The following is a 23,748-nucleotide window of genomic DNA, read 5'->3' on the forward strand; positions in this document are numbered from 1 at the left end:
CATGCCCGAGGTAAACGCCGAAACGGTCGCGACCTCGCCGGAGGCGGTGGCCGAGCGCCTCGCCGCCTCGCGCTATCTGGCCGACGACAGCCTCGCCACCGCCATATTCCTGGCGATCCGGCTCGGCAAGCCGCTGCTGCTCGAAGGCGCGCCGGGCGTCGGCAAGACGGAAGCCGCCAAGGCGATCGCAGAGCTGCTCGGCCGCGATCTGGTGCGCCTGCAATGTTACGAAGGCATCGACGCCGCGCACGCGCTTTATGAGTGGAACTACCAGCGCCAGTTGCTCGCCATCCGCCATGCGGGCGAGCAGGAGATCGACATCTATGACGACCGTTTCCTGATTGCCCGGCCGCTGCTGCAAGTGCTGAAGGCGCCACAGCAGCGCGTGCTGCTGGTCGACGAGATCGACCGTTCCGACCATGAGTTCGAGGCGCTGCTCCTGGAATTCCTGTCCGATTTCCAGATCAGCATTCCCGAGCGCGGCACCATCCGCGCCGCCGCACAGCCGATCGTCATCCTGACCTCGAACCGCACTCGGGAGCTTGCCGAGGCGCTGCGCCGCCGCTGCGTCTATCACTGGATCGGCTACCCCGACGCCGAACGCGAAGCCGCCATCATCATGCTGCGTGCTGGCGATGTCGCGGAGGCTACCGCGCGCGCGGTGGCGGCCGCGGTGCAGACCATTCGCGCCCGTCCGCTCGCCAAGCCGCCCGGCATCGCCGAAGCCGTCGAATGGGCCAATGCCGCGACGATCCTGGAAAAGGGCGGCAGCCCGTGGCCGGAAGCCTTCCGCCGCGCCATCGGCGTGTTGATCAAGGACGAGGAAGACCTCTCCTACATCGCGCCCGAGCTAGGCCGCATCGTCGAGGAGGCGCTGGCGTGAGCCGGGAGCTCGACAATCCCTTCGCTCCGTTCACGGGGAGAAGGTGCCCCGAAGGGGCGGATGAGGGGCGGCGCCATGAGGGGAAGAAGGTGGCGCCGCCCCTCACCTGCCTGCCGGCATCCTCTCTCCGTAAACGGGGCGAGGTGAGCGTACCTCCCGCCGCCGCGCCCTTGCTCGGCTTCGGCCGACTGCTGCGCCACTACGGCTTTATAATCGCCCCGGAGCAAATCTCCGGCTTCATGCAGGCGGTGACCTTGCTTGGCCCCCGCTCGATGGCCGATATCCGCGAGGCAGCGCTCGCCACCCTGGCGCCGCCACCTGACCGCCGCGACGAATTCGAGGCGCATTTCCAAAGCTATTTTTACGGCAACACATCAGCCGTGGCGGAAGGCGACAGCGACGAGGAAACCCGCGTCAAGGATGATGGGGGCGCCGACGACGAGCGGATCGAAGCCGAGCAGCGACAGGAAGGCGGCGAGCTATCCTCGACGATCGAACAGTTGAGCACCCGCGACTTCCAACGCGACGACGACAGGCTGACCGTCTTTCGTCGTCAGCTGTCGAGCGCCTTGCCCGCGCGCCGCTCCTTCCGCACGGTGCGCACCCATTCGCGCGGCAAGCTCGACCTGCGCCGATCGCTCCGGGAAATCGTCAGCGCCGATGGCGATGTCCCCTCGCCCTTGTTGCGCCGCCGTCAGGCTGTGCCGCGCAAACTGCTGATCCTGATCGACGTGTCCGGCTCGATGAAGCTCCACACGTCGGATTATTTGAAGCTCGCGCATGCCGCCGTGCAAGGCGCTGACCGGGCAGAAATCTTCACCTTCGGGACGCGTCTGACCCGCATCACGTCAGCGCTACGCATCCGCGACCGCGAGCAGGCGCTGGCGCGCGCGGCCGCCCAGGTTGACGACTGGGACGGCGGCACCCGCATGGGGCCAACACTGCTTGCCTTCCTCTCCGTGCCGCGTTTTTCCGCCTTCGCACGTGGTGCGGCAGTGATCATCCTGTCCGACGCGCTGGAGCGCGGCGACCATGCCGAACTGGAGACGGCGATGCGCCGGCTGAGCGCACGCGCTTTCCGGCTGTCGCTGGCGACACCTTTGGCCGGCGACCCGCGCTTCCAGCCGGCAACGGCGGCCCTTCGCGCCATTTTGCCTGACCTCGACGATCTCATCGACGGCTCGTCTGTGAACAGCCTCACCGATTTCATCCTGTCGCTCGCCCGCCCTGCCCCGCGGGCGGCGACAATCTGGAAAAGGGTACCGTGATGCAGAAAACCATCGACGCGCATTTCCACATCTGGCGCCAGCAGGACCAGCCCTGGCTGGTCGGGCCGATGGTGCCGCGCATCTTCGGCCCCTACGAGCCGATACGCCGCGACTACCCGATCGAGGAGTTTCTCGCCGACCAGCAGGGTTCCGGCGTCGAGAAAGCGGTCTACGTTCAGACCAACTGGGCGAAGGAGGATTTCGAGAAGGAAGTCGCCTTCCTGCAGAAAACGGCAGATGAAACCGGCTGGCCGCACGCCATCGTCGGCTACACCGACATGACGGTGGACGATATCAGACCCCAGATCGACCGCTTGAAAAAATATCCGCTGCTGCGCGGCGTCCGCATGCAGTTGCATTGGCACGAGACCCCGGCCTTCCGCTTCGCCACTGGCCCCGATCAGGTGATCGACCCCAGGGTACGGGCCAATGTGGCGCGGCTGAAGGATTATGGCCTGTCCTTCGACCTGCAGCTCTTTCCCGCCCAGATGACGGACGGGCTGACCCTGGTCGGCGAGAACCCCGAAACCAATTTCATCCTCACCCATGCCGGCATGCTGACCGGCATGGATCAGGAAACCACCGAAGCCTGGAAGGCCGGGCTGCGCACGCTGTCAGCGGCGCCGAACGGATACGCCAAGCTGTCTGGCCTTGGCACTTTCGTCCACCGCAACGACCCCGCGCTGATCGCCTACATCGTCGACAGCGCGATCGAGATATTGGGCGCGGATCACCTGATGTTCGGTTCCAACTTCCCCATCGAGAAGTTGTGGACGAGCCACGCCGAACTGATAAAGGCCCACCGCGCGGCTGTAGCGAAGCACGGTCCGGCGGCCGAGGCTGATATCTTCTGGAACACGGCGGAGCGAATCTACCGGCCGGCTTGACCGCAGGGAGTTCGCCGCGCCGTTGGCGCGGCGATGCCCTGGCAAGTCCTTACTGCGTCGGCAGCATGCCTTCGACGTCGCTTGCGGCGTCGCTGAGCGCTTCCTTGGGCGTGGCCGACTGGTCGACGATGCGCGACAGATTGTCGACGATCGACTGCGTCACCTTGACCCCATTGGTGCCCGGGAAGGCATACCACGGAACCATCAGCGGCATCTGGCTGAGCCCGGCCTGGAACAGCGGGTTCTTCTTGTAGAAGTCGCCGAGATAGTCGGAAGACTTTGCCGCGAGTTCATTGTTGGGAACATAGCCGGTGCCGGGCACGACGACAGATGCGCCATAAGGGCCGGCGGCGAATTTCGCGAATTTCCAGGCAGCGTCCTGCTTGGCGGCATCCTTGGTCAGGATGACCACGGCATTGCCGCCGGTTGGCAGATGGCCGTTGGCCGGATCGATCAGCGGGATCTTGGCCGTCCGCAGCGTGAACTTGTCGCCGACGTTCTTGATGGTGTTGACCAGCGCGCCGGTGGTCTGGAACTCGAAGCCAACCTTGCCGGCCGCGAAAGCCTGCTCGCCGGCCGGCTTGGTGAAGACCGGCATGCCGCCCTCCTTCACCATCCGCTGCAGGATCTCGACTGCCTTCCCGCCTTCCGGCCCGTTGAAAGCGACCTTGCTTTCGTCCTCGTCCAGCATCTTGCCGCCGGCGCCGAACAGCAGCGCCGAAAACATCCAGTCGTCACCCTGCCAGCGGAAGTCGATGCCGTCGACGCCATTGCCGAGCGCCTTGATCTTGCCGCCGAGCGCGATAACCTCGTCCCAGGTCTTGGGCGGATTGTCCGGATCACCGCCGGCGGCCTTCACCAGGTCGGCGTTGTAATACATGATCGGATTCGAGGTGGCGAAGGCGAGGCCGACCTGCTTGCCGTTGACCTGCGCCAGCTTCAGGATCGTGTCGGAGAAGCCGAGCTCAGCCATGTTGCCTTCCTTCTTGACCAGCGGGCCAAGATCGACGGCAACGTCGCGTTCGTTGAGCATGCGCAGACGGTTCAGCCCTATGAAGGTGATGTCGGGCATTTCGTCGGTGCCGGCCTGGCGAAGGATGGTCTGGATGCCTTCCTCATAGGTGGCGGACGGGCTGGCGAACTGGATCTTGATGTCGGGATTTTCTTCCATGAACTTCTTCGAGATCGTGTCCATCACGTTCTTGAAGAAGCCCGGCATCGGATAATGAACCGTCAGCGTCGTGTCGGCATAGGCCGGAAGGGCTGTCGTCAGCGAGATCGCCGCCGCTGCAAGAATCCTGGGAAGTTGCTTCATGTGCTCGTGCTCCTGGTTCGACCCGGTCAGCCTTTGAGACCGGTCATGGTGATGCCTTCGACGAAGCGCTTCTGTGCGAACAGGAAGGCAACGACGAGTGGAAGGGTGATGATCAACGTTGCGGCCATCAGCGCGCCGTAGTCGTCGCCCGCCTCGGCGGCGCGGAAATACATCAGGCCGAGCGGCGGCGTGGCGGAGGCCTGCTTGCTGACGACGATCAGCGGCCAGTAGAGATCGTTCCAGTGGGCGACCACCGAGAAGATCGCGAAGGCAGTAACCGCCGGCCAGGCGTTGGGGACGATGACGCGCGCGACGATCCCGAGCTCGGACATGCCGTCGAGCCTTGCTGCGTGGATGAGGTCGTCGGGCATGGCGCGGAAGAACTGCAGGAACATGAAGATCGCGAACACCGAGATGGTGAACGGCGCAACCAGCGAGGTGTAGCTGTTGATGAGCGACATCCGGTCGAAGGCGACATAGAGCGGCAGCGCCGTGGCATGGATCGGTACCAGCAGGCCGAGCATCACCAGCACCATCATCAGCCGCGCGGCACGGAACTTCAGCTTGGCCATGGCGTAGGCGCAGGGAATCGCGACCAGCACCTGGAAGAAGAAGATCAGGCCGCACACGACGACGCCGTTCCACAGCAGTGTTGCCATCGGCACCTTGCTCAGCGCCTTGGCGAAATTCTCGGCGAAATAGAAATGCTGGGGGATGAGCGACAGCGACGAGGTGAAGATGTCGCTCTGCGTCTTGCCCGCGGTCGAGATCATGAAAACGTAGGGCGCGAGGATCATCAGCGCGCCGAGCGAAAGCAGCGCGAAACGGATGATGCGGCCGGCGGGCAGGCTGGTCATGTGTAATGCACCCGCCGGTCGAGTACGCGGTATTGGAGAAGCATCAGCACGACCAGGATCGCAAGGAAGACCACGGTCATTGCCGAGGCATAGCCGACGCGCAAGTAGACGAAGCCTTCCTGGTAGATGGTGAACAGCAGCACTTCGGAGGCCTTGTTGGGTCCGCCATCGGTGAGCATCTTCACGGTTTCGAAGACCTTCACCGCATTGGTGATGCTGATGGTGACGACGAACAGCGTCGTCGGCCCGAGCATCGGCCAGGTGACCAGGAAAAACCGGTCGACCGCGGATTTCGCGCCATCGACGTGAGCAGCGGCGTAGAGCTCGCGCGGGATCGCCGTCAGACCCGCCAGGAACAGCACCATGTTGAAGCCGACCGACTGCCAGACGCCTATGATCGACAGGCTGTAGAGCACGGTGTTCGAGGCGCCGAGCCAGTTTGGGCCAGGAATGCCGACCAGAGCAAGCAGCGCGTTGAGTGGCCCGATGGTCGGGTGAAAGAGATATTGCCAGACTGTCGCCATGGCGACGATCAGCGATGCGACCGGCAGGAAATAGACGGTGCGGAAGAAACCGCGCGCACGAGGTTCGCCTTCGATCAGCAAGGCGACGCCAAGGCCAAGCACGATCGAGACCGGTGCGACGATCGCCGTATAGACCGACGTGTTCCACAATGATTTGCGGAAGGTGCGGTCGGTCAGGAGATGTGCGTAGTTCTCTAAGCCGACCAGGCGAAATTTACCATAGCCGAGCTCGAAATCGGTGAAGCCGAGAAAGATGACGGCGACCACCGGCAGCAGCACAAACAGCAGCAACAGCACGATCGCCGGGGCCGCCAGCAGCCAGGCGGTGCGGTCCTCGCTGCGCCTGTGGAGGGCCGCGGCGCTCGCGACATTGCCCGCCAGCGCGACGCTAGACATAGGCGGGCTCCTGGCGTGCGGGCGCGGCGCTCGCCATGCGCAGCCGCTTTCCCTCCGGCCCGAAGACCATGGCCTGCTCGGGTGGAAGGAGGATACCCACCGGCATTCCCGCGATCAGGTCCCTCGCCTCGTGCGGCGCCAGCTTGGCGATGACGGTGTCGCCGGTCGCGTCCAGCCGGCAATGGGCAACGACTTCCGAGCCGAGGAATTCCAGACGCTCGATCCTCCCGGCAAAGCCGCCCCGCCCGCTGCGAGACAGTTTGACGAATTCGGGCCGGATGCCGAGGCTCACCGGGCCGTTCGCCACTTTCTCCAGCAGCGCCAGCCCGATGCCCAGGAAATCGACGCGGCCGCTTTCGGCGAGCGCCGGGAGGATGTTTATCCTCGGCTGGCCGACGAAACGGGCGACCTCGATATGGGCGGGATCGTTGTAGATCGCCTCGGGGGCCGCAAGCTGCAGCAGGCTGCCGCCGATCATCACGGCCACGCGGTCGGCCATCGAAAGCGCCTCGGCCTGGTCATGCGTCACATAGAGCGTCGGCACGCCGGCGCGGCGGTGCAGTTCGACGATCTCGCCACGGGCGAGCACCCGCAGATTGGCGTCGAGGTTGGAAAGCGGCTCGTCCATAAGGAAGATCGAGGGGCGCCGCACCATGGCGCGCGCCAGGGCGACACGCTGCCGCTGGCCGCCCGACATCTGACCAGGCTTGCGGTCGAGCAGATGATCGATCTTGAGTACCGTCGCCATCTCGCGGACATCGCGCGAAATGCCAGCGCGGATTTCTTTCTGGCCCGGCAGTGCGGAGCCGACCAGCGGCAGCCGCTGCGTCCGGCTCAGCCGCTTCATGGCAAGCGGGACCGCAATGTTCTGGCCGGCCGTCAGATGCGGGTAGAGCGCGTAGGACTGGAACACCATGGCGATGTTGCGATCGGCCGCGGCGACCGCCGACATGTCCTTGCCAGCAACGAAGATCTCGCCGCTGTCGGCATGATCAAGCCCGGCAAGAATGCGCAGCAAGGTGCTCTTGCCGCAGCCCGAGGGGCCGACCAGGGCGATGAACTCGCCCGCTTCGACATCGAGGCTGACGCCGTTCAGAACGGCATTGCCGCCAAAGGATTTGTTCAAGCCGCGAAGGGAGAGCGCGCTCATGACGCGACCTTCCCGCGGACCTTGTGCGCCTCGTGCGGGTAGACTTCCTCGACCACGTCATCGAGGACATGGACGGTCATGCGGGGGATCGCGACGATCTCGCTGGTGACTGTATCGTCGAATTCATGCACGACCGCGCCGAGCAGCCGCTCGCCCGGCATGTCGCGCTCCATCTCGCCGACGACGAAGGCGGCTGACGGACCCCAGACCAGCGCGGTGTTTTCGTATTTGCCTTGCCATGCCCGGTGCAGGTGACCGCTGGCGAAAAGCGCCACATCATGGGCACCGATGAGATCGTAGAGACGCTGCCGTTGTGCCGGTCGGACGCTCCAGTAGCCGGTGTCACCTTCGCCGGGCTTGTCGATGAACAGCGGCTTGTGGGCGAAGACCGCGACGCGCCGGCCGCCACGGCTTTCCAGCGCCGCACGCAGCCATTCGAACTGGGCCTTTTCCTCGGCATCATCAAAACCCATCAGCAGGCTGTCGAGGCCGATAAATCGCCAGTTTCCGGCGTTCTCCATCCAATAATCGGGGCCAACCAGCCGGCGCCAGCGCTCGAGGCGTTCCGCGTTGACCGGCTGCAAGGAGCCGGGCAGATGACCGACATCGTGATTGCCGGGCACCAGCAGCATCGGGACCGAGATTTCCCGCATCAGCTCCATGCAGAAGCCGATGTCGGCATCCTTGTCGGCGCCGTCTACGCTGAGGTCACCGGTGTGAATGACAAGGTCGGCGCCGCTCTGTTCGATCCAGGCGGCGAGCGGCTGCCAATTGCCGTTGAAGTGCGGCTTTGTCGGGCTGAAATGGGTATCGGTGATCTGGACGATTTTCATGCCGGCTCCACTGCGAGAGCCGGCTGCCGGAAACCCACCGGCGCGACTTCGCGTGGGTCTCCTTAGTGCCGTTACATGTCACTTCCTTAACAGGTTGGGGACAAATGTTCCCTCCCCTGCCGATAGGCTGGCTGACGGCTAGCTTTTCACCTCGAATTGCGGATCGACCGGGATCTGCATGGCCGTGACCAGATGATTGGTCTGCCCGGCGAGCCCGATGATCGACACGAGTTCGCCATGCTGCGCGTCTGTCATGCCCTTGGCCCGCGCCGCCGCCGTGTGCGAATGGACGCAGTAGGAACAGCCATTGGCGGTCGACACCGCGATGTAGATCATCTCCTTGGTGAGCGGATCGATGGCGCTGTCGGCGACCATCACCACCTTCAACTGTTCCCAGATCCGCTTCAGCGCCGGCGGATCATTGGCCAGCCCGCGCCAGAAATTATTGACGAAATCCGATTTGCGCGTGGCCCTGATGTCGTCGAACACGGCCTTCGCCTTCGGGATTTTTTCCACCTCGGCATCGCTGAGGAGTTTTGTGGTGGCCATGGCGTTTTTCCTTCATTGGATCGTCGGGTGAATTGAATCAGGCGTTGAGCAAAGGGAAATAATCGGTTTGTCCGATTCATTTTTTTGGCGCGAGAAAACCGAGGAGTTGGCCGAAGCACCTCTCCTTCGTCATCCTAGGGCGAAGCAGGAGCGAAGCTCCGTCGCGGAGACCCTGGGATCCATTCCGTGACCTTGGCCATAGAGTGCAGCGCAGCAGAATTCTGCGCCGTGGCGGCGCTTCCGAGTCCCTGCATGGATCCTCGGGTCCGCCCCGCGTCGCTGCGCTCCTTGCTCCGCCCGTGGATGACGAAGGACTGAGGCTTTCGCCAATTGCCAACGCATGTGCGCCGAGCACCAGCCAACCCCCTAATGCACCGCCGCGTACATGATCTTCTCCTCCGTGGCCTCCGCCGGAGAAAACTCCTCGACGATGCGGCCTTGCCGGCAGACCAGTATCCGATCCGACAGGTTCATGATCTCCGGCAAATAGGACGAGATCACCACCACGGCCAATCCCTCGTCGGCCAGCCTGTTGATGATCTGGTGGATCTCCGCGATGGCGCCGACATCGACGCCGCGCGTCGGTTCGTCGAAAATGACGATGCGTGGCTGCTGCACCAGCCCCTTGCCGATCACCACCTTCTGTTGGTTGCCACCTGAGAGTTCGACCACGCGAGCATTGTCGTTGATCGCCTTGATGTTGAGCGTCTTCGTCCACTCGGCCGATAGCGCGTACATCTCCTGCTGGTTGATCACCCAGGCCTTTTCACGGCCGGCCGCCAGCAGGCCACCAAACAGGTTCTCGGCGATGCTCATCGTCTCGAAGATGCCTTCGCTCTTGCGGTCCTCGGTGACATAGACGATGCCGTCCGCCACCGCCTCGCTCGGCACGAGATAGCGCACCGGCCTGTCGTCGAGTTCGATTGTACCGCCGCGCAAAAAATCGCGCTTGTAGATGCCCGACACGATCTTGAAGGTCTCGGTGCGGCCGGAGCCGATCAGGCCGAACACGCCGGTGATCTGGCCCTCGAAGATCGAAAAGGAGTTGTTGCGCACGACATTGCTCATCGAGATGTCCTGCACCGACAGCACCTTCTTGCCCGCCTTGCGCAGTTTGGCTTCGTCGCGCTGGCGGTAGATCTGGCCCGACAGCGTACGCCCGACCATGGCGGCGACAATTCTGTCGCGATCGAAGGCAGCCGTGTGGTCGGTGATGACCAGTTCGCCATCGCGCAGGATGGTGATGCGGTCGGCAATCATCAATGCCTCTTCCAGCGCGTGGCTGATAAAGACGATCGAGACACCCCTCGCCTTCAGCCGCCGGATCAGCGCGAAGAAGTGGCGCTTTTCTTCCGGCGTCAGCGTCGCCGTCGGTTCGTCGAAGATGATGATCTCGGCATTGTGGTGCACGGCGCGCGCGATCTCGACCATCTGCCGCTTGGCCGCGCCCAGCGTCGCCACCATGGCGTTCGGATCGACGGGAAAATTCAGCGACTGCAGGAACTGCTGTGCTGAAATATACGTGCCGCGCAGCCGGTTGAGGAATTTTTCAGTACCGAGATAGAGGTTCTGCGCCACCGTCATCGACGGCACTAGGCTGGTCTCCTGGAACACCATGGCAATGCCGGCCTCAAGTGCGGCATGCGGCGAGGCGTAGGCGATCTCCCGGCCCTTGTGGAACGTCTTGCCGGATGTGGCATCGACTACACCGGCGATGATCTTGGTCAGTGTCGATTTACCCGCGCCGTTCTCGCCGAGCAGCGCGTGGATTTCGCCTTTGCGCAGTTCGAAGCTGACGTTCTTGACTGCCGGAACGCCGCGATAATTCTTGGTGACGTTTTCGAGACGAATAATCGGTTCCATCAGAAACCTCCCGAGGCGAGGTCGACGGCCAGCACGCAATCGCCACCCCTGGAAGCAATGAACAGCTGGCCATCCTTTTCCACCACGCTGCAAATGCCGTGGCGTGTGCCGTTGGCGCGGCTGTGCAGGCTGAATTGCGGCTGCATGTTTTGATCGAGCTTGACCACCAGCCCGTAGGAACGGGTCGGCGACCACGGCTTGTGGATCCCCATGGTTCTGATGCCGCCACATTGCAGCGGTTCGAGGAAGCTGCGGCTGGAGGCCAGCGCCGGCGCGATCCAGTAAGCCGGCGGCACCTGATCGATCATGTCCTGCCGGTAATGCCTCTCCTGCAGCACGAATTCGATCAATCGGTTGCGCGGCGCGAACAGGCTCAACCATGCCCCGCCATCACCGGAAGGCGAAAGCCGCGCGGGATAGCCAGGCAGATGCGTCAGCACTGTCGAGCGGTCTCCCCTCGCGCCGTCGAAGCGAACGAGTTGATGGCGCCAGCTTTCACTGACCAGCACATCCCCGCCAAGGGGATGGAGCCCATAGGGAAAGGCAATGTCGCCGGCCATCTTGCGGAACTCGCCACCCGCCGCGTCCCGTTTCCAAAGCGAACCGGACGCGCCCTTCTTCATCAGATCGGCGGCCCATTGCGACGGCGTATGCTCGGCCGACCCGTTGGCCAGCCACAGCGCACCGTCCTCGGCGTAGGCGAGAGCGGTGATGCAGCTGACACCGGCCGGCAGCGAAACATTCCTGCCGCCCACCAGCAGCTTGCCGCTTTCCAACCCGACCGTCAGTTCGCCCAATGGCGAGAGCGCCAGCGCGGTAATTGGGGACGCAAAGTTCTCGACCACCTTGGGTGCGGTTCCGGCGGCAAGCGAATAGATGGCGTTGCCGCTGGAGGCCAGCAGCCCGCCATCGGCAACCAGCAGATTGTCCGCTTCGGTCAATCCGACAAAAGCCGGCGCATCGTCGAGCAGCGTGTTGGGACGGAAGGCGCCGTCGAGCGGCGGGATGGTCACCGCTTTGCCGCGAAACATATCCAGGATTGGGTCGAGGATCATGGCTGCGCTCCCCAATACGAGGCGGGGCTGGTCCAGTTCGGGTCGGCGCCGGAAACCTTGTAGCGGCCGATCCGATTGTTGAGGATGCCGCCGACGAACAGATATCCCTTGTGCTCGCGCATCGAGGTGACCATCGGGTGCGCACCGCCCGTCAAATCGCCCATCGCCTCGACGATGCCGCCCTTCTCGTCGAATTTCACCACGCCGCCGGTGTTGATGTTGGGGAACAGCCATTCGTCCTGCGGCAGCCGGCGCGTCATGCGCTTGCGCATGTCGGGGTGGCGCAGCGACAGGTCGAAGCTCGGCGTGCGCATGCCCAGCCACGCCATCCAGTAATTGCCGTCCGACGCCCGGTTGATGTTGTCGGGATAGCCCGGCATGTCGCGAATGACGCATTCGGCGGTGCCCGCCTTCGGCCCTTCGAGCCAATAGCGATGCACCCGGCAGGCCCAGCTTTCGGCGAAGAACAGCGACTTGCCGTCATGCGCCATGCAGACACCATTGGTGTAGCGGTAGCCGTCGAGCAGCGTCTTTGTCGACCCATCCCTGGGATCGTAGACCAGCAGACGGCCGGTGGCGCGGTTCTCGATCGAGTCCAGCGCCCAGTCATGCGCGTCATAGCGCTTGGTCGAGTCCGTAAAATAGATGCGGCCGTCCGGCGCGATATCGCAATCATTGGGATCGCGCAGCCGCGCGTCGTCGACGATAGAGGTCCAGGAGCGCGACGTCTCCGCCGACAGCCTTTTGACCGCGCGATCCGGAGAGACGGAATAGAGTCCCATCGCGCCGACGCAGCTGATCAGATTGCCCCCTTTGTCAAAGGCCAAGCCCAGCGGAAAGCCGCCAATATGGGCAAACACCTCCGACCTGACATAATCCGGCGCGAAGAAGCGGACGATCTCGCCATGGCGCGTGCCGCAATAGAGATTGTCGTCGCGGTCGAGGATGACGTCTTCCGGCCCCTCCAGTTCGCCGAGCCCGATATGGTCGGCCGCCCACAGCCGGTTGTCGAGCGCGTAAGGCGTGCCCGAACCCGGCACCGCGGACTGGGTTTCGCCCATCCTGAGATAGACCGGCGCGACATAGACCTCGTTCAGCACCTTGTGGCGGTTCTTGAGCCAGCGAATGTCGATGGTCACCGCCACCGCTAGCATGATGCCAAGCACCATCTGGTTGGTACCGGTGCCATAGCCCAGCCGGATCAGCCCGTTGGTCATGGTCAGCACGATGATGGCGCCCATTAGGCCCTTGATCACCGAGCCGCGCCCGCCGCCGAGGCTGACGCCGCCGACCACCGCCGCCGTCAGCGCCATGATCTCGAGATTGAGGCCGGTGCCCGGCCCTGCCCCGCTCAGCCGGCAGGCGATGAGAAACCCGCCGATCGAGGCGCAGAAGCCGGAAAAGACATAGGTCATGAACACGGTACGGCGCACCCGGATGCCGGCATTGTGCGCCGAGCGCCGGGAGCCGCCGACCGCCAGCACGTGCCAGCCGGGCCGCGAGCGCGTCAACGCGATATGGGTCACGATGGCGAGGATGATCGCCAGCCACACCGAGACGGACAGGCCCCAGAAAGTGCTGTCGCCGATGAAGTCGAGCACATCGGACGTAGCGGTCGAAAGCTGCACATCGGCGGCATAGGTGGTGACCAAGATGTCGAACAGCGCCCGCCCGAAGATGAAGGTCACCAGCGTGGTGAGGAACGCACGCAGCCTGAGATAGCCGACGAGGTAGCCGTTGATCGCGCCGAACACGAGGCCGGTGGCGAGCGAGGCGGCCAGCGCCAGCCAGATTGACTGTTCGAGGATGAAGAAGACATAGACGGCGGAAAAGCAGGACAGCGCGAAGATCGAACCGACGGAGAGATCGATGCCGCCGCCCAGCATCACCACCGTCATGCCGGTGACGACCATCGAAAACTCGCCGAGCTGGCGCGTCGATTCCTGCAGGGAAGAGAGCTTGAAGAAGCCCGGAATGATCGAGCCGAAGGTCGCCAATGTCACCACCAGCGCCAGGAAGGGAATGGCGTTGTCGGTCCAACGCTTGGTCAGTATCTCGCCGACGAGATGGTCGGGCACGAGATTGTAGCGCCAGGACTGGAGGCGTTCGCGAAAGCTCATCAGGTCACTGCTGCCAGGTCTGGGGCCACAAGAGAAAGAGGTGGTCGGACAATCCGGCCACCTCGTCGATATCGGTTGCGGACGATCAGCTTACTTCGCCGCCGCTTCGGCCTGCAGCGCCTTCAGGTCCCAGCAGCTGTCGGGCTTGAGGTCGGCCTTGCTCGTCGCCTTCTCCAGCGTGTAAATGTAGGTGTGGGAGGTGCCGGCCGGCTGGCCGCTCTGCAGCAAGAATTTGATGATGGCGTTCATGTCGCCCGACTGGCGGGCAAGATCGGTCATCACCACGGCGCCATAGGTGCCATCGTTCAGCTTGTCGCAATCGGCCGCCTTTTCGCCGCCGCCGGTGGTGACCAAAAACACCTTGCCGTCGAGCTTGGCGTCGCGGATCGCGGCCGACGCGCCGGTGGCATCGCCATCCCAGAAATCAATGATCGAGCAGATGTCCGGGTTCTGCTGCAGCATGGTCGTGGTCACGTTGCGCGAGGTCGTCGCATCCCAGTTGGAATCAGGCTTGGCCACGACCTTGTAGTCGGGATGCTTATCCAGCACCTTCATGATGCCGGCATATTGGTAAAGGCTGGAGGAGTTGGCCTGGTCGCCCTGCACCAGCCCGATCTTCTTGGACGAGTTCTCGCCGCAGCCCTTGATCGCGGCTTCCGCCTCGAGCTGGCCGAGCCGGTCCCAGTCGCTGCCGACGAAAGCATCGGCGGGAAAATTCGCCGGATTGTCGACCAGGATCACATAGGTGCCGGCGGCCTGCGCCTTCTTCATAAGCTTGGAATAGGAGTTGAGGTCCGGCGCATGGATGATCAGCACATCAGGTCTGGTGTCGGACGAGATCGCGTCCGTGATCGCCTGCGCGCCGGCATCGACGACCCAGTTGGGATCGCGCGTTTCGAACGTGCCGCCCCAGGCTTCGACTTCCTTCTTCAGATAATGCGACCAGCCCTGCGCCAGGTCGAAGCCCATCGCCAGCGGCACCAGCATGACGCGCTTGCCTTTCAGCGCTTGTGCATAGGCAGCGGGGCCTGGATCGTCGGCGGCGAAGGTCGGCGCCACGAAGGCGGTGACGGCCAGCGCCGTGGCCGCCGCCATGAGTGTTCTGATCAGTTTCATGTCTCATCCTCTGGTTCGGTTTTCATTGCCGGCCGATCGTCGCGATCGCCCCGGGTACCCCTGAGCAAGATGGGCTAGCCCATCTGCTCTAAATGTCACCTTGTTGCGCGGTCTGTTCGTCGCGCGGGTTGATGATGCCGTCGACGATGATGGCGCCGAGCAGGATCGCCGCCTTGATCAGGTTCTGGTAGAGCAGCGGAATGTCGATGATGGTCATGGCGTTGAGCAGGATGCCGATCAGAGCGGCGCCGACCAGCACGTTGCGCACCCCGCCCCGCCCGCCCGACAGCCCGATGCCGCCGATCACCGCCACCAGCACAATGTCGTAAAGCAGCGTCGAATTGACGACACGCGTGTTGATCGAATGCAGGCTGGCTGCGGTCAACAGGCCGGCGATCAGGGCGACGAATGCCGAGAGCACGTAACGCAGGACCAGCATCGGCCGCACCGGAATGCCGATATTGCGCGCCGCGACCGGATTGTCGCCAGCGAAATAGATGTAGCGGCCCCATTTGGTGTAGCGCAGGAACAGGAAGAACAGGAACGCGAGCCCCGCAAAGACGAACACCTCGATCGGGACGTCGAGAAAGCGTAGACCGCCGAGCAGTTCCACCCAATGGCCCTGCGGCACTGGCACCGCGTCCTGCGTGATCAATTGCGAACGGACATAGCCGAAGACGAAGGAGCCGGTCGCCAACGTGACGAAGATCGCCGGCACATCGGCATAGGCGACGAGAAAGCCGTTGAGCAGGCCGATGGCGAACACGCCGGCCAGCACATAGGCGAAGGCGAGCCCGTCCGGCGTTCCGCTGTTGAGCAGTTGCAGGTACCAGGCGACCGACATGGCCATGATCGCAACCGCCGACAGGTCGATGCCGCGGCCGATGATGACGACAGCCATGCCCAGCGCCAGTATACCCAGCACCGAGACCGAGCGGATAATGGCAACCAGATTGTTCGCATCGATAAAACCTGGCAGACCGATTGCGGCCGCGACGAACAGCACCACTGCTATGGCAAAGACAATGCCTTCCTGATTCAGGCTTCCGAAGTTCAGCCAGCCGGCCATGTTCATTGTCTGCTTTCACCCCGGTGGCAGCGCTGCCACCCCTGGAGAGAAAGCTAATCGGCTCAATGCCGCCTCGTCAAATGAATCCGCGTTCAAAACGTGGGCTGGCGATGAGATTCGCAAAGTGGACGCATTGGTGGCCGAATCTGGCGCAATCCCCGGAAACTCCTGCACTTTTGGCAATTGCATGCACCGTCTCGGCGCTTGGCGAAAGCACAACACCTAGGCGAAAGGCGAAGACGGAATTTAACCCTGCGATCTGGCGGAAAATTCGATTTCAATTTCCGGCCGTGTGGCCGGAAACCTCGGCGCCGGCGGTCCTCGGCAACACCAGGAAGCGGAACGACGCCACCAGCCCGATGATGCCAATCAGCAGGAAGGCTGCTCGAAAATCGGCGAGGTCGAGCACCGACCCGTTCCTGGCGATCTGCGACAGGTTGAGGATCGCCGCCGCCACCGCGACGCCGAACAGCATCGCCACTTGCTGCAGCATCGAGGACAAGGTCGCCGCGGAGCTACGCTGCGCCGCGGCGATATCGGCGAAGGCCAGCGTGTTGAGAGCGGTGAACTGCATCGAGCGCGACAGGCCGGCGATCAGCATCAGCGCCACCACCAGCGACTGCGGGGTCTGCGGCGAGATCGCCGCGCAGGCCATGATCGACACCGAGGCGACGATGCCGTTGACGACCATCACCGAGCGGAAGCCAAAGCGACGCAGCGTCGGCGTGGTCACCGTCTTCATGCCGAGATTGCCGAGGAAATAGGCCAGGATCATCATGCCGGCATCGACGGGCGAGAGGCCGAAGCCGACCTGGAACAGCAGCGGCAATAGGAACGGCGTGGCGTTGATCGCCACGCGGAAGATCGTGCCAGCGGCAAGCGTCGAGATGGCGAAGGTCTGCACCTCGAACGAGGAGAGGTCGAGTAGCGGATGCGGCGCGCGGCGCAGATGGCGCACCGCTAGCCAGCCGACGACGATCCCCGCCGCGATCAGCAGCACCGTCGGCAAGGCCCCATCCTCCGGATGCGCGATGCGCTCGAGTCCATAGAGCAGGCAGGCGAGCCCCAGCGACGTCAGGAAGAAACCCGGCCAGTCGAGCGGCTTGGGATCGGCTTCACGGTCGCCCGGAATGAAGCGGGCGACCAACACCAGCCCGATCGCGCCGAGCGGGATGTTGATGAAGAAATTCCAGTGCCAGGACAGATAGGTGGTGATGAAACCGCCAAGCACCGGGCCGACCACGGGCGCAAAGAGCGCCGGCCAGGTGATCAGCGCCGTGGCGTTGAGCAATTCGGATTTCGACGCGTTGCGGAGGACCAGGATGCGGCCGACCGGCGTCATCAAGGCGCTGCCCAGGCCCTGCACGGCCCGGGCAATGACGAATTCGGTCAGATTCCCAGAGAAGCCGCAGGCGAGCGACGCCAGTGTGAACAGCGCGATGGCCGCGAGGAAAATGTTACGCGCGCCGAACCGGTCGGCGAGCCAGCCCGACAGCGGGACGAACACGGCCATGGTCAGCATGTAGACCGTGATGCCGATGCTCATCGCCACCGCCGGCACACCGAAGGAAGCGCCCATCTGCGGCAGCGACGTCGAGATGATCGTCGAATCCAGCAGTTGCATGAAGAAGGCGATGGCGACGATCAGCGCCACGCGCCGCGAATTCGTCGCTGTCTCGGGTAAGGTTTCACTTTCGGGAATGGCCGTCATGTCGGGTCGGTTTCAACAACATTTAGCCAACTGCGTCCAGCGATGGACCAACAAACTTTCGTGTCGCATCGCCGCCTGTTATGGAATGAATGGGGCTCGGTCTTAAACGACAGGAACCGTGGACGCATGAAGCCTATCTATATCGACTACCTCAACGCCCTCGACATCGAAGCGCTTGCCATGGCCGATGGCGAGATCATCGGCGCCGTCGAGGCCGGGCTCGTTGCGCAAGGCAAGGGCCAGACGGTGATCGAGCCGCGTGTCCACCTCGAACCTGACCCGTCCTTCCACGGCCACTTCAATGTCTTGCGCGGCTACGTCGCGCCGCTCGATACGGCCGGCGTGAAAATCGTCGGCGACTATGTCGACAACTATCTTCACGGCCTGCCCTCGGAATTCGGCATCCTCAATTTGTTCGATCCACGCACCGGCACGCCGCGCGCCATTCTCGACGCCACGGTCATCACCGACATGCGCACCGGCGCCGTCACCGCCATCGGCGCCAAGCACCTGGCGCGCACGAACTCGAAGGTGCTCGCCCATATCGGCGCGCGCGGCACGGCGTACTGGAATGTGCGCCTGCTCGACCATCTCTTCGATTTCGACGAGATCCGCGTCCATTCGCGCCGCCCCGAAAGCCGCGACGGCTTTGCCGCAAAACTCTCCGCCGACCTCGGCAAGCCCGTCACCGCGGTCGCCGACTGGGAGAGCTGCGTCAAGGGCGCCGACATCATCGTCGAAGCCTCGCGCCTGCCCGAGCCGCAGCCGCTGCTGAAGACAGAATGGATCAAGCCGGGCGCGCTTGTCGTTCCCTATGGCACGATGAGTGCGGTGGAGCTGTCGCTGACCGACATCATGCAGAAGATGGTCGTCGACGACTGGGGTCAGTGCAAGGGTGGCAAGTTCGGCTCGCTGCGTGCGCATGTCGAGGCCGGGCGGCTGAGCGAAAAGACGCTGCATGCCGAACTCGGCCAGATCGCCGCCGGCCTCAGGCCGGGACGGCAGAGTGACGACGAAACCATCCTCTTCTGGCATCGCGGCCTGTCGCTGTCCGACATTGCCCTCGGCAAGGCGATGCTTGCCAAGGCGCAGGCGCAAGGCATCGGCCAAAGGCTGCGCTTCGCATGAGCGCGCTCGTCCTCACCGGGGCCGGCATCAGTGTCGCCGATGTCGCCACTGTTGCCCGCGAGGCGCGCAAGGTGGAGATCGGAGCCAATGTCATCGGCAGGCTGGAGAAGGCGCGAAAGGTGCTCGACCAGGCGGCGGCCTCCGGCCAGCAGATCTACGGCCTGAACACCGGGCTCGGCGCCAATCTTCGCACATCGGTCGAGGGTGACGCCAGCGCCTTCCAGCGCCAGTTGCTCGAGGGCCGCAGCGGCGCGGTCGGCGAAGCGCTGCCCATCGAGGCCGTGCGCGCCACCATGCTTGCCCGTCTGACAATGTTGTCGGCCGGTGGCTCCGGCCTGTCGCCCGCCGTGTTCGTTGCCTTGGTCGAAGTCCTCAACGCGGGCGTCCATCCAGTGATGCCGTCGCTCGGCTCGATCGGCGCTGGCGACCTGGTGCTGATGACCGCGATCGCCCGCCTGCTGATCGGCGAAGGTGAAGCTGATTATCAGGGAAGGCGCATGCCAGCTGTCAAGGCACTGATGATGGCCCGCCTCGGCCCCATCGGCCTGGCGCCCAAGGATGGGCTGTCGCTGATCAACGCTTCCGCCGTCTCCGCCGGCGGCGGCGCGCTTGCGGTCACGGACGCGCTGTCGGCTCTTGCCCAGCAGCAGCAGGCTGGCGCGCTGACCATGGAAGGTTTCGGCGCCAACCGCACCATCCTCGATCCCCGCCTGCACATGGCGCGGCCCGCCGCCGGCCAGCAGGAAGCCGCCAAGGCGCTGCACGATCTTCTCGCCCGCGACGAAGCGCCGGCCCCCACCACCATACAGGACCCGCTCTCGATCCGCTGCATGCCCTCGATCCATGGCGCGCTGATCGAGGCGATCGGCCAGGCAAGACGCGCCGTCGAGACCGAACTCAATGCCGCCGCCGACAACCCGCTGGTTCTGAGCGACGACGAGCTGGTGCTGTCGACGGGCAACTTTCACACCGCTTCGCTGGCGCTCGCCTTCGAGGCGCTAAGCCTGGCAATCGCTCAATGTGCCGCCGCCAGTGCCGCCCGCTTTATCCAGCTCACCGGTTCGGGTCGGAACGGCCTGCCGAAATACCTGTCGCCGGTCGGTGGCGCCTCGGCCGGTTTCGTGCCGTTGCAGAAGACGGTGACATCGATCCTGGCTGCCATCCGCCACAAGGCCAATCCGGTGATGCTTGACTTCCTGCCGGTTTCGGAAGGCGTGGAGGATCACGCCACGCAGACGCCGCTGGTGGTTTCGAAATGCGCCGACATGATCACGCTGTGGCGGCGGCTGATCGCCTTCGAGTTAATGGCGGCGGCGCAAGCCGTCGACCTGCGTGAGGGATTGGCGCTGGCGCCACGCACATCAGCCGTCCACACGGCGACACGCGCGCTCGTCCCCGCGCTCAAGCATGACCGGCCGCTCGGCGTCGATGCGGAAGCACTCCACGCAGCGCTCGCCGGCGGCAAATGGCAAACGGTCCTAGCCCCGGCCGACCTTGTCGAGGAACAGGCGTAGCTCGTCCGGGTCCATGTGCACGATGTGCCGGTCCTCGGGATAGGCGCCGCTGTTGACGTCGGCGACATATTCGGAAAATGCCGCCACCCGCTCCGCCTGCAGCCGATCGTATTCGGCGGCGAAATTGCGGTAGATCTTCGAGTGGCGCGGCATGTGGCCACGGTTCTGGCCAAGAATGTCGTCGGCGAACAGATATTGCGCGTCGCAGCCGGTGCCCGCGCCCATCGACAGCATGATCAGCGAGGTGCGCTCCGAGATAGCCTTCGCCACCTCGACTGGTACAACTTCTATTTCGGCGCCGATCGCGCCGGCAGCCTCCAGTTGCTTGACGGCTTCGAACACCTGCATCGCCGTATCGGCGGACTTGCCGACCGCCTTGAAGCCGCCGGTCCAGGTCGCGCGGGAAGGAATGAGGCCGACATGGCCGATGACGGGAATCGCATCGTCGGCCATTCGCTTGATGGTGGCGTAGCCCGCGCTGCAATAGACCGCGTCGGCGCCGGCCTTGTAGAGCCGGAAGGCCCAGCGCACGAAATCATCCGCGGTGCCGATCTCGAAGAAATTGTCGCCCGGCATGGTGAACAGGCTGGGCGCGGCATCGCGGTACCGCGGGTTCAGCACCAGTTCGGGCGGCACCGAGACGATGTCGACCCCTGCCCGTTCGGCGGCTTCCGCCTCGTCCAGGGTGAGCACGCGCAGCATGGTCAGCTGACGCTTGCCCTTCATGGCGCGCAAATCGGCGACGGTCGGTCTCTTTCGGCTCATTAAAACGTCCCCTTTTGTTGCGGGTTGCGCGATGGTTGATCATGCAGCGCTTCATATCTGGATCATCACCTTGCCAGCTTCGATCTTCACCGGATAGGTCGCGAGATTGACGCAGACCGGCGCACCCTTGGCCTGGCCGGTCTTGTAGTTGAAGCGGCCATTGTGCTTGGGACACTCGATGATGTCGTCCATGACAAGCCCGTCGGCCAGATGCGCCTTCTCATGCGTGCAAAAGCCATCGGTGGCGAAGAACTCGTCATCCGGCGAGCGATAGATCGCGAAGGTCCGCCCACCATGGTCGAAGCGGATGACATCCTCTTCCTCGACATCGTCCACCGCGCACGCTTCAACCCAATCGGCCATCTCTATCTCCTGCGGACATTCGCGATCTCTACTCGGCCGCCGCCGACATATCGACCTCATGGAACTCACCGCGATAGGGCCTGGCCGTGGGCGGCAGTTCGCGCTTGAGGTAATGATCCTCGTATTTCAGCTGCCTGAGCAGGACCGGCCAGACCTCGCGGTAGGCATGCCACATCGACGGATTGGGCTTCGGCAGATCGTGCTTGATCAGTTCATGCAGCCTGGGCAACGCGTGATACGGCACCATCGGGAACATGTGGTGCTCCACATGGTAATTCATGTTCCAGTAGATGAACCGGCTGATCGGGTTCATGTAGACGGTGCGCGTGTTCAGCCGATGGTCGACGACATTGTCGGCGAGCCCTATGTGCTGCAGCAGGCCGGTCGTGACCATGTGCCAGGTGCCGTAGAGGCGCGGCAGGCCGATCAGCACCAGCGGTATCCATGACCTCAGCGCGATCGCGAGGGCGATCGTCGCGACATAGATCGCGACATGCCAGCGGGCCGCGACCACGGCCTTATGCTGTTCCATCTCGGGGATATAGCTCTTCTCTTCGTCGGATAGCGTGCCGAATGCCTGCCGCACCAGCGTCGGCAGCGAATAGCGAAAGTCGAGAATGCCGGTAAAGGCGAGCGCCGCCTTCAACAGGTCCGGCGGACGCATGACGGCGATCTCGGCGTCGCGGCCGACAATGATGGTGTCGGTGTGGTGGCGGGCATGGCTCCAGCGCCATTGCACGGGATTGCGCATCAGCATGAACGAAGCGATGTGGTAGACGACATCATTCATCCAGCGCGTGCGAAAAGCCGTGCCATGACCGCATTCGTGCCAGCGCGAGTCGCTCGACGAGCCGTAGAGCACGCCATAGACGAACAGGAACGGCACCACCCACCACGAACCCCAGAACCAGACGATACCCGCGGCCGAGCCCAGGATCGCGACAATCCAGATGACGGTGTCGCGGATCGCTGGCCCGTCGGAACGCTGCATCAGTTCCTTCATCGCCTTGCGCGGCACGTCGGTGTGGTACCATTCGGCCGAGGCAAGCCCGGTCTCGATCGCCGTTCTGGTGCTTTCGCCGACCAGGCTGTAGTCGCGCTTTTTCGCCATCGTCGTCAAATTGGCCTCCAACCTTCGCGCAGCGCTGGCAATCCGGTCCGCCGGCCGGAGGGCTTGCTTTGAATAGATGTCGCGCTCATGTCCTGCCGGCCAGTCTTGGAAAATTTTGAGAAGGCTGAGGATAATCCTGCTCGGGCTGTCGGGCGATAGCCGCGATCCTGGCTTCGGCGCCAGCGATTTGCTCCTTGCCGTCGAGGACGCGGAACACCGCTTCATAGGCCCGGCTTTTGCCATGCTCCAGCCAGATCATCTCACCGCGCTCGCGGGCAGCGAGATCGCCGAGCACATGGTGGGTCGATGGCTCTATGCCAAGCGCATACTGCCCGGCCTGGAAATTCTGCCATTGATAGGCGCAAGGCAGTTGGTCCTTGCGCGTCACCACTTCGAAGCCGAGGCCGAGCCGGTCGTTGACCACCGCCACCGGCACCTCGCCCTTCCCGTCGGCGCCCATTTCGTGCTGCCAGACCTGCTCGCTGAATTGCATTTGCGGTTCCGGCACGGTGCGATAGCCGACCTTCTGCGTCTCATAGCGCTCGCCCGCATGGCCGGCCCACACCACGTCCCGGATCGGCGCCAGATAGCGCGAGCCCTGATCGAGCAAGGGATGGCTGATATTGATGTGGTAGAAATACATATGCGGGGTGCGGTTGAAGCCGTGGTTGACGACATGGTCCGAAAGCCGGATCTCGTTACCGCCGACATCGGCTTCGATGCGCCGAGTGAGATGCAGATCCTCGCCAAACACCGCCGATTGCTGGACAACGCCTTCGGCCCACAGCACGCAGCGGTCGCCTTCCCAGCGCTCGCCATAGCCGGTCAGCCGCGCCGGGATGGTACCGACACGACCATGCAGCGAATGAAGCACCGTCTTCTTGCCCGGATAGTTGTAGCTCTCGGCCGGCACTTCTTCCCGCCCCAGAATATGGTCGAGCCCGCAGGTGACCAGCAGACCCGAGAAGGACCGCGCCCAGGCGAGCCCCCCTTCCCCCTCATAATCGTGCAGGCCAGGATGGCGAAAGCCGCTCGGCGAATGCCAGCCGATCGCCTGGCCCTTGAAGTCGCAATCGGCAATGTCGAGCGCCCGGTCGACCAGCGCGGTGAAGCGCAGGCCCGAGCCGGTGCGGAACTCCAGCATGCGGATGCCACGCTCGACGCCGTCGCCAAGCGTCATCAGCCGCACGCCGGCGAATTGCGACAGCTGGCCTGACCGCTCGGCCACTTGCAGACGCGACAGCGTCTTGCCGTAAAGCTCTACCATGCGA

21 protein-coding genes are annotated in these 23,748 nt (G+C 63.7%); 5 read left to right on the top strand and 16 right to left on the bottom strand.

Going from position 1 to position 23,748, the window contains the following annotated elements; translation table 11 throughout:
* The first annotated feature begins 1 nt into the window (after position 1).
* The 3 genes from AC3CB8_RS23920 (at position 2) to AC3CB8_RS23930 (ending at position 3,038) form a co-directional block, all read left to right on the top strand.
* Positions 2-883, top strand: a complete 882-nt coding sequence (locus AC3CB8_RS23920; protein ID WP_023769558.1) for an AAA family ATPase — start codon at positions 2-4, stop codon at positions 881-883.
* Between the two features lie 143 nt (positions 884-1,026).
* On the top strand, positions 1,027-2,151 hold the full coding sequence (locus tag AC3CB8_RS23925; protein WP_488377373.1) for a vWA domain-containing protein: 1,125 nt from the start codon (positions 1,027-1,029) through the stop codon (positions 2,149-2,151).
* Positions 2,151-3,038: an amidohydrolase family protein gene (locus AC3CB8_RS23930; RefSeq protein ID WP_023769556.1), complete on the top strand. Its 888-nt coding sequence runs from the start codon at positions 2,151-2,153 to the stop codon at positions 3,036-3,038. The genes AC3CB8_RS23925 and AC3CB8_RS23930 overlap by 1 nt, the downstream gene beginning before the upstream one ends.
* A 49-nt stretch (positions 3,039-3,087) precedes the next feature.
* Here AC3CB8_RS23930 and AC3CB8_RS23935 read toward each other — a convergent pair whose 3' ends face one another.
* From AC3CB8_RS23935 to AC3CB8_RS23990, 12 genes are all read right to left on the bottom strand, one after another.
* Positions 3,088-4,353 carry an ABC transporter substrate-binding protein gene (locus AC3CB8_RS23935; protein ID WP_023769555.1) on the bottom strand — a complete coding sequence of 422 codons (1,266 nt, stop codon included), beginning with the start codon at positions 4,351-4,353 and terminating at the stop codon, positions 3,088-3,090.
* Between the two features lie 26 nt (positions 4,354-4,379).
* Complete coding sequence (locus AC3CB8_RS23940) at positions 4,380-5,210, bottom strand: carbohydrate ABC transporter permease (protein WP_352563825.1); 831 nt, start codon at positions 5,208-5,210, stop codon at positions 4,380-4,382.
* Positions 5,207-6,130, bottom strand: coding sequence for a carbohydrate ABC transporter permease (locus AC3CB8_RS23945; protein WP_352563824.1), 924 nt, complete (start codon positions 6,128-6,130; stop codon positions 5,207-5,209). Before AC3CB8_RS23945 ends, AC3CB8_RS23940 begins: the two co-directional genes overlap by 4 nt.
* Positions 6,123-7,280, bottom strand: coding sequence for an ABC transporter ATP-binding protein (locus AC3CB8_RS23950; RefSeq protein ID WP_352595283.1), 1,158 nt, complete (start codon positions 7,278-7,280; stop codon positions 6,123-6,125). The genes AC3CB8_RS23945 and AC3CB8_RS23950 overlap by 8 nt, the downstream gene beginning before the upstream one ends.
* On the bottom strand, positions 7,277-8,113 hold the full coding sequence (locus AC3CB8_RS23955; protein WP_352563822.1) for a metallophosphoesterase family protein: 837 nt from the start codon (positions 8,111-8,113) through the stop codon (positions 7,277-7,279). The genes AC3CB8_RS23950 and AC3CB8_RS23955 overlap by 4 nt, the downstream gene beginning before the upstream one ends.
* Before the next feature lie 138 nt (positions 8,114-8,251).
* Positions 8,252-8,662 (bottom strand): carboxymuconolactone decarboxylase family protein, encoded by a 411-nt coding sequence (locus AC3CB8_RS23960; protein ID WP_023769550.1) that lies wholly within the window; start codon positions 8,660-8,662, stop codon positions 8,252-8,254.
* A gap of 366 nt (positions 8,663-9,028) precedes the next feature.
* On the bottom strand, positions 9,029-10,525 hold the full coding sequence (locus tag AC3CB8_RS23965) for a sugar ABC transporter ATP-binding protein (RefSeq protein WP_352563821.1): 1,497 nt from the start codon (positions 10,523-10,525) through the stop codon (positions 9,029-9,031).
* Positions 10,525-11,580: a hypothetical protein gene (locus AC3CB8_RS23970; protein ID WP_352563820.1), complete on the bottom strand. Its 1,056-nt coding sequence runs from the start codon at positions 11,578-11,580 to the stop codon at positions 10,525-10,527. The genes AC3CB8_RS23965 and AC3CB8_RS23970 overlap by 1 nt, the downstream gene beginning before the upstream one ends.
* Complete coding sequence (locus AC3CB8_RS23975; protein WP_352595285.1) at positions 11,577-13,700, bottom strand: ABC transporter permease; 2,124 nt, start codon at positions 13,698-13,700, stop codon at positions 11,577-11,579. Before AC3CB8_RS23975 ends, AC3CB8_RS23970 begins: the two co-directional genes overlap by 4 nt.
* A 90-nt stretch (positions 13,701-13,790) precedes the next feature.
* Positions 13,791-14,816, bottom strand: coding sequence for a sugar ABC transporter substrate-binding protein (locus tag AC3CB8_RS23980; RefSeq protein WP_352563818.1), 1,026 nt, complete (start codon positions 14,814-14,816; stop codon positions 13,791-13,793).
* An 88-nt stretch (positions 14,817-14,904) separates the two neighbouring features.
* Positions 14,905-15,891 carry an ABC transporter permease gene (locus AC3CB8_RS23985; protein WP_023792398.1) on the bottom strand — a complete coding sequence of 329 codons (987 nt, stop codon included), beginning with the start codon at positions 15,889-15,891 and terminating at the stop codon, positions 14,905-14,907.
* Between the two features lie 271 nt (positions 15,892-16,162).
* Positions 16,163-17,596 (bottom strand): DHA2 family efflux MFS transporter permease subunit, encoded by a 1,434-nt coding sequence (locus AC3CB8_RS23990; RefSeq protein ID WP_023792405.1) that lies wholly within the window; start codon positions 17,594-17,596, stop codon positions 16,163-16,165.
* Positions 17,597-17,722: 126 nt separating this feature from the next.
* Here AC3CB8_RS23990 and AC3CB8_RS23995 point away from each other — a divergent pair, with 126 nt between their 5' ends.
* A complete protein-coding gene (locus AC3CB8_RS23995; protein ID WP_023792413.1) occupies positions 17,723-18,724 on the top strand; it encodes an ornithine cyclodeaminase family protein in 1,002 nt (333 codons plus the stop codon).
* Complete coding sequence (locus AC3CB8_RS24000) at positions 18,721-20,238, top strand: HAL/PAL/TAL family ammonia-lyase (protein ID WP_023769543.1); 1,518 nt, start codon at positions 18,721-18,723, stop codon at positions 20,236-20,238. The genes AC3CB8_RS23995 and AC3CB8_RS24000 overlap by 4 nt, the downstream gene beginning before the upstream one ends.
* On the opposite strand, the gene AC3CB8_RS24005 is transcribed toward AC3CB8_RS24000, so the two are convergent.
* From AC3CB8_RS24005 to AC3CB8_RS24020, 4 genes are all read right to left on the bottom strand, one after another.
* A complete protein-coding gene (locus AC3CB8_RS24005) occupies positions 20,203-21,003 on the bottom strand; it encodes a 3-methyl-2-oxobutanoate hydroxymethyltransferase (protein ID WP_352563817.1) in 801 nt (266 codons plus the stop codon). The genes AC3CB8_RS24000 and AC3CB8_RS24005 overlap by 36 nt on opposite strands.
* A gap of 51 nt (positions 21,004-21,054) precedes the next feature.
* On the bottom strand, positions 21,055-21,366 hold the full coding sequence (locus AC3CB8_RS24010) for a MocE family 2Fe-2S type ferredoxin (protein WP_023769541.1): 312 nt from the start codon (positions 21,364-21,366) through the stop codon (positions 21,055-21,057).
* Between the two features lie 28 nt (positions 21,367-21,394).
* Positions 21,395-22,477, bottom strand: coding sequence for a fatty acid desaturase family protein (locus AC3CB8_RS24015; protein WP_031251928.1), 1,083 nt, complete (start codon positions 22,475-22,477; stop codon positions 21,395-21,397).
* Positions 22,478-22,562: 85 nt separating this feature from the next.
* Positions 22,563-23,744 carry an aldose 1-epimerase family protein gene (locus AC3CB8_RS24020; protein ID WP_352563816.1) on the bottom strand — a complete coding sequence of 394 codons (1,182 nt, stop codon included), beginning with the start codon at positions 23,742-23,744 and terminating at the stop codon, positions 22,563-22,565.
* Positions 23,745-23,748: the final 4 nt, after the last annotated feature.

Source organism: Mesorhizobium sp. P160927 (assembly GCF_057766385.1).

Coding starts and splice junctions, on each gene's coding strand:
- AC3CB8_RS23920 (WP_023769558.1), top strand. CDS start 2: ATGCCCGAGGTAAACGCCGAAACGGTCGCGACCTCGCCGGAGGCGGTG.
- AC3CB8_RS23930 (WP_023769556.1), top strand. CDS start 2,151: ATGCAGAAAACCATCGACGCGCATTTCCACATCTGGCGCCAGCAGGAC.
- AC3CB8_RS23935 (WP_023769555.1), bottom strand. CDS start 4,353: ATGAAGCAACTTCCCAGGATTCTTGCAGCGGCGGCGATCTCGCTGACG.
- AC3CB8_RS23940 (WP_352563825.1), bottom strand. CDS start 5,210: ATGACCAGCCTGCCCGCCGGCCGCATCATCCGTTTCGCGCTGCTTTCG.
- AC3CB8_RS23945 (WP_352563824.1), bottom strand. CDS start 6,130: ATGTCTAGCGTCGCGCTGGCGGGCAATGTCGCGAGCGCCGCGGCCCTC.
- AC3CB8_RS23950 (WP_352595283.1), bottom strand. CDS start 7,280: ATGAGCGCGCTCTCCCTTCGCGGCTTGAACAAATCCTTTGGCGGCAAT.
- AC3CB8_RS23955 (WP_352563822.1), bottom strand. CDS start 8,113: ATGAAAATCGTCCAGATCACCGATACCCATTTCAGCCCGACAAAGCCG.
- AC3CB8_RS23960 (WP_023769550.1), bottom strand. CDS start 8,662: ATGGCCACCACAAAACTCCTCAGCGATGCCGAGGTGGAAAAAATCCCG.
- AC3CB8_RS23965 (WP_352563821.1), bottom strand. CDS start 10,525: ATGGAACCGATTATTCGTCTCGAAAACGTCACCAAGAATTATCGCGGC.
- AC3CB8_RS23970 (WP_352563820.1), bottom strand. CDS start 11,580: ATGATCCTCGACCCAATCCTGGATATGTTTCGCGGCAAAGCGGTGACC.
- AC3CB8_RS23975 (WP_352595285.1), bottom strand. CDS start 13,700: ATGAGCTTTCGCGAACGCCTCCAGTCCTGGCGCTACAATCTCGTGCCC.
- AC3CB8_RS23980 (WP_352563818.1), bottom strand. CDS start 14,816: ATGAAACTGATCAGAACACTCATGGCGGCGGCCACGGCGCTGGCCGTC.
- AC3CB8_RS23985 (WP_023792398.1), bottom strand. CDS start 15,891: ATGAACATGGCCGGCTGGCTGAACTTCGGAAGCCTGAATCAGGAAGGC.
- AC3CB8_RS23990 (WP_023792405.1), bottom strand. CDS start 17,596: ATGACGGCCATTCCCGAAAGTGAAACCTTACCCGAGACAGCGACGAAT.
- AC3CB8_RS23995 (WP_023792413.1), top strand. CDS start 17,723: ATGAAGCCTATCTATATCGACTACCTCAACGCCCTCGACATCGAAGCG.
- AC3CB8_RS24000 (WP_023769543.1), top strand. CDS start 18,721: ATGAGCGCGCTCGTCCTCACCGGGGCCGGCATCAGTGTCGCCGATGTC.
- AC3CB8_RS24005 (WP_352563817.1), bottom strand. CDS start 21,003: ATGAGCCGAAAGAGACCGACCGTCGCCGATTTGCGCGCCATGAAGGGC.
- AC3CB8_RS24010 (WP_023769541.1), bottom strand. CDS start 21,366: ATGGCCGATTGGGTTGAAGCGTGCGCGGTGGACGATGTCGAGGAAGAG.
- AC3CB8_RS24015 (WP_031251928.1), bottom strand. CDS start 22,477: ATGGCGAAAAAGCGCGACTACAGCCTGGTCGGCGAAAGCACCAGAACG.
- AC3CB8_RS24020 (WP_352563816.1), bottom strand. CDS start 23,744: ATGGTAGAGCTTTACGGCAAGACGCTGTCGCGTCTGCAAGTGGCCGAG.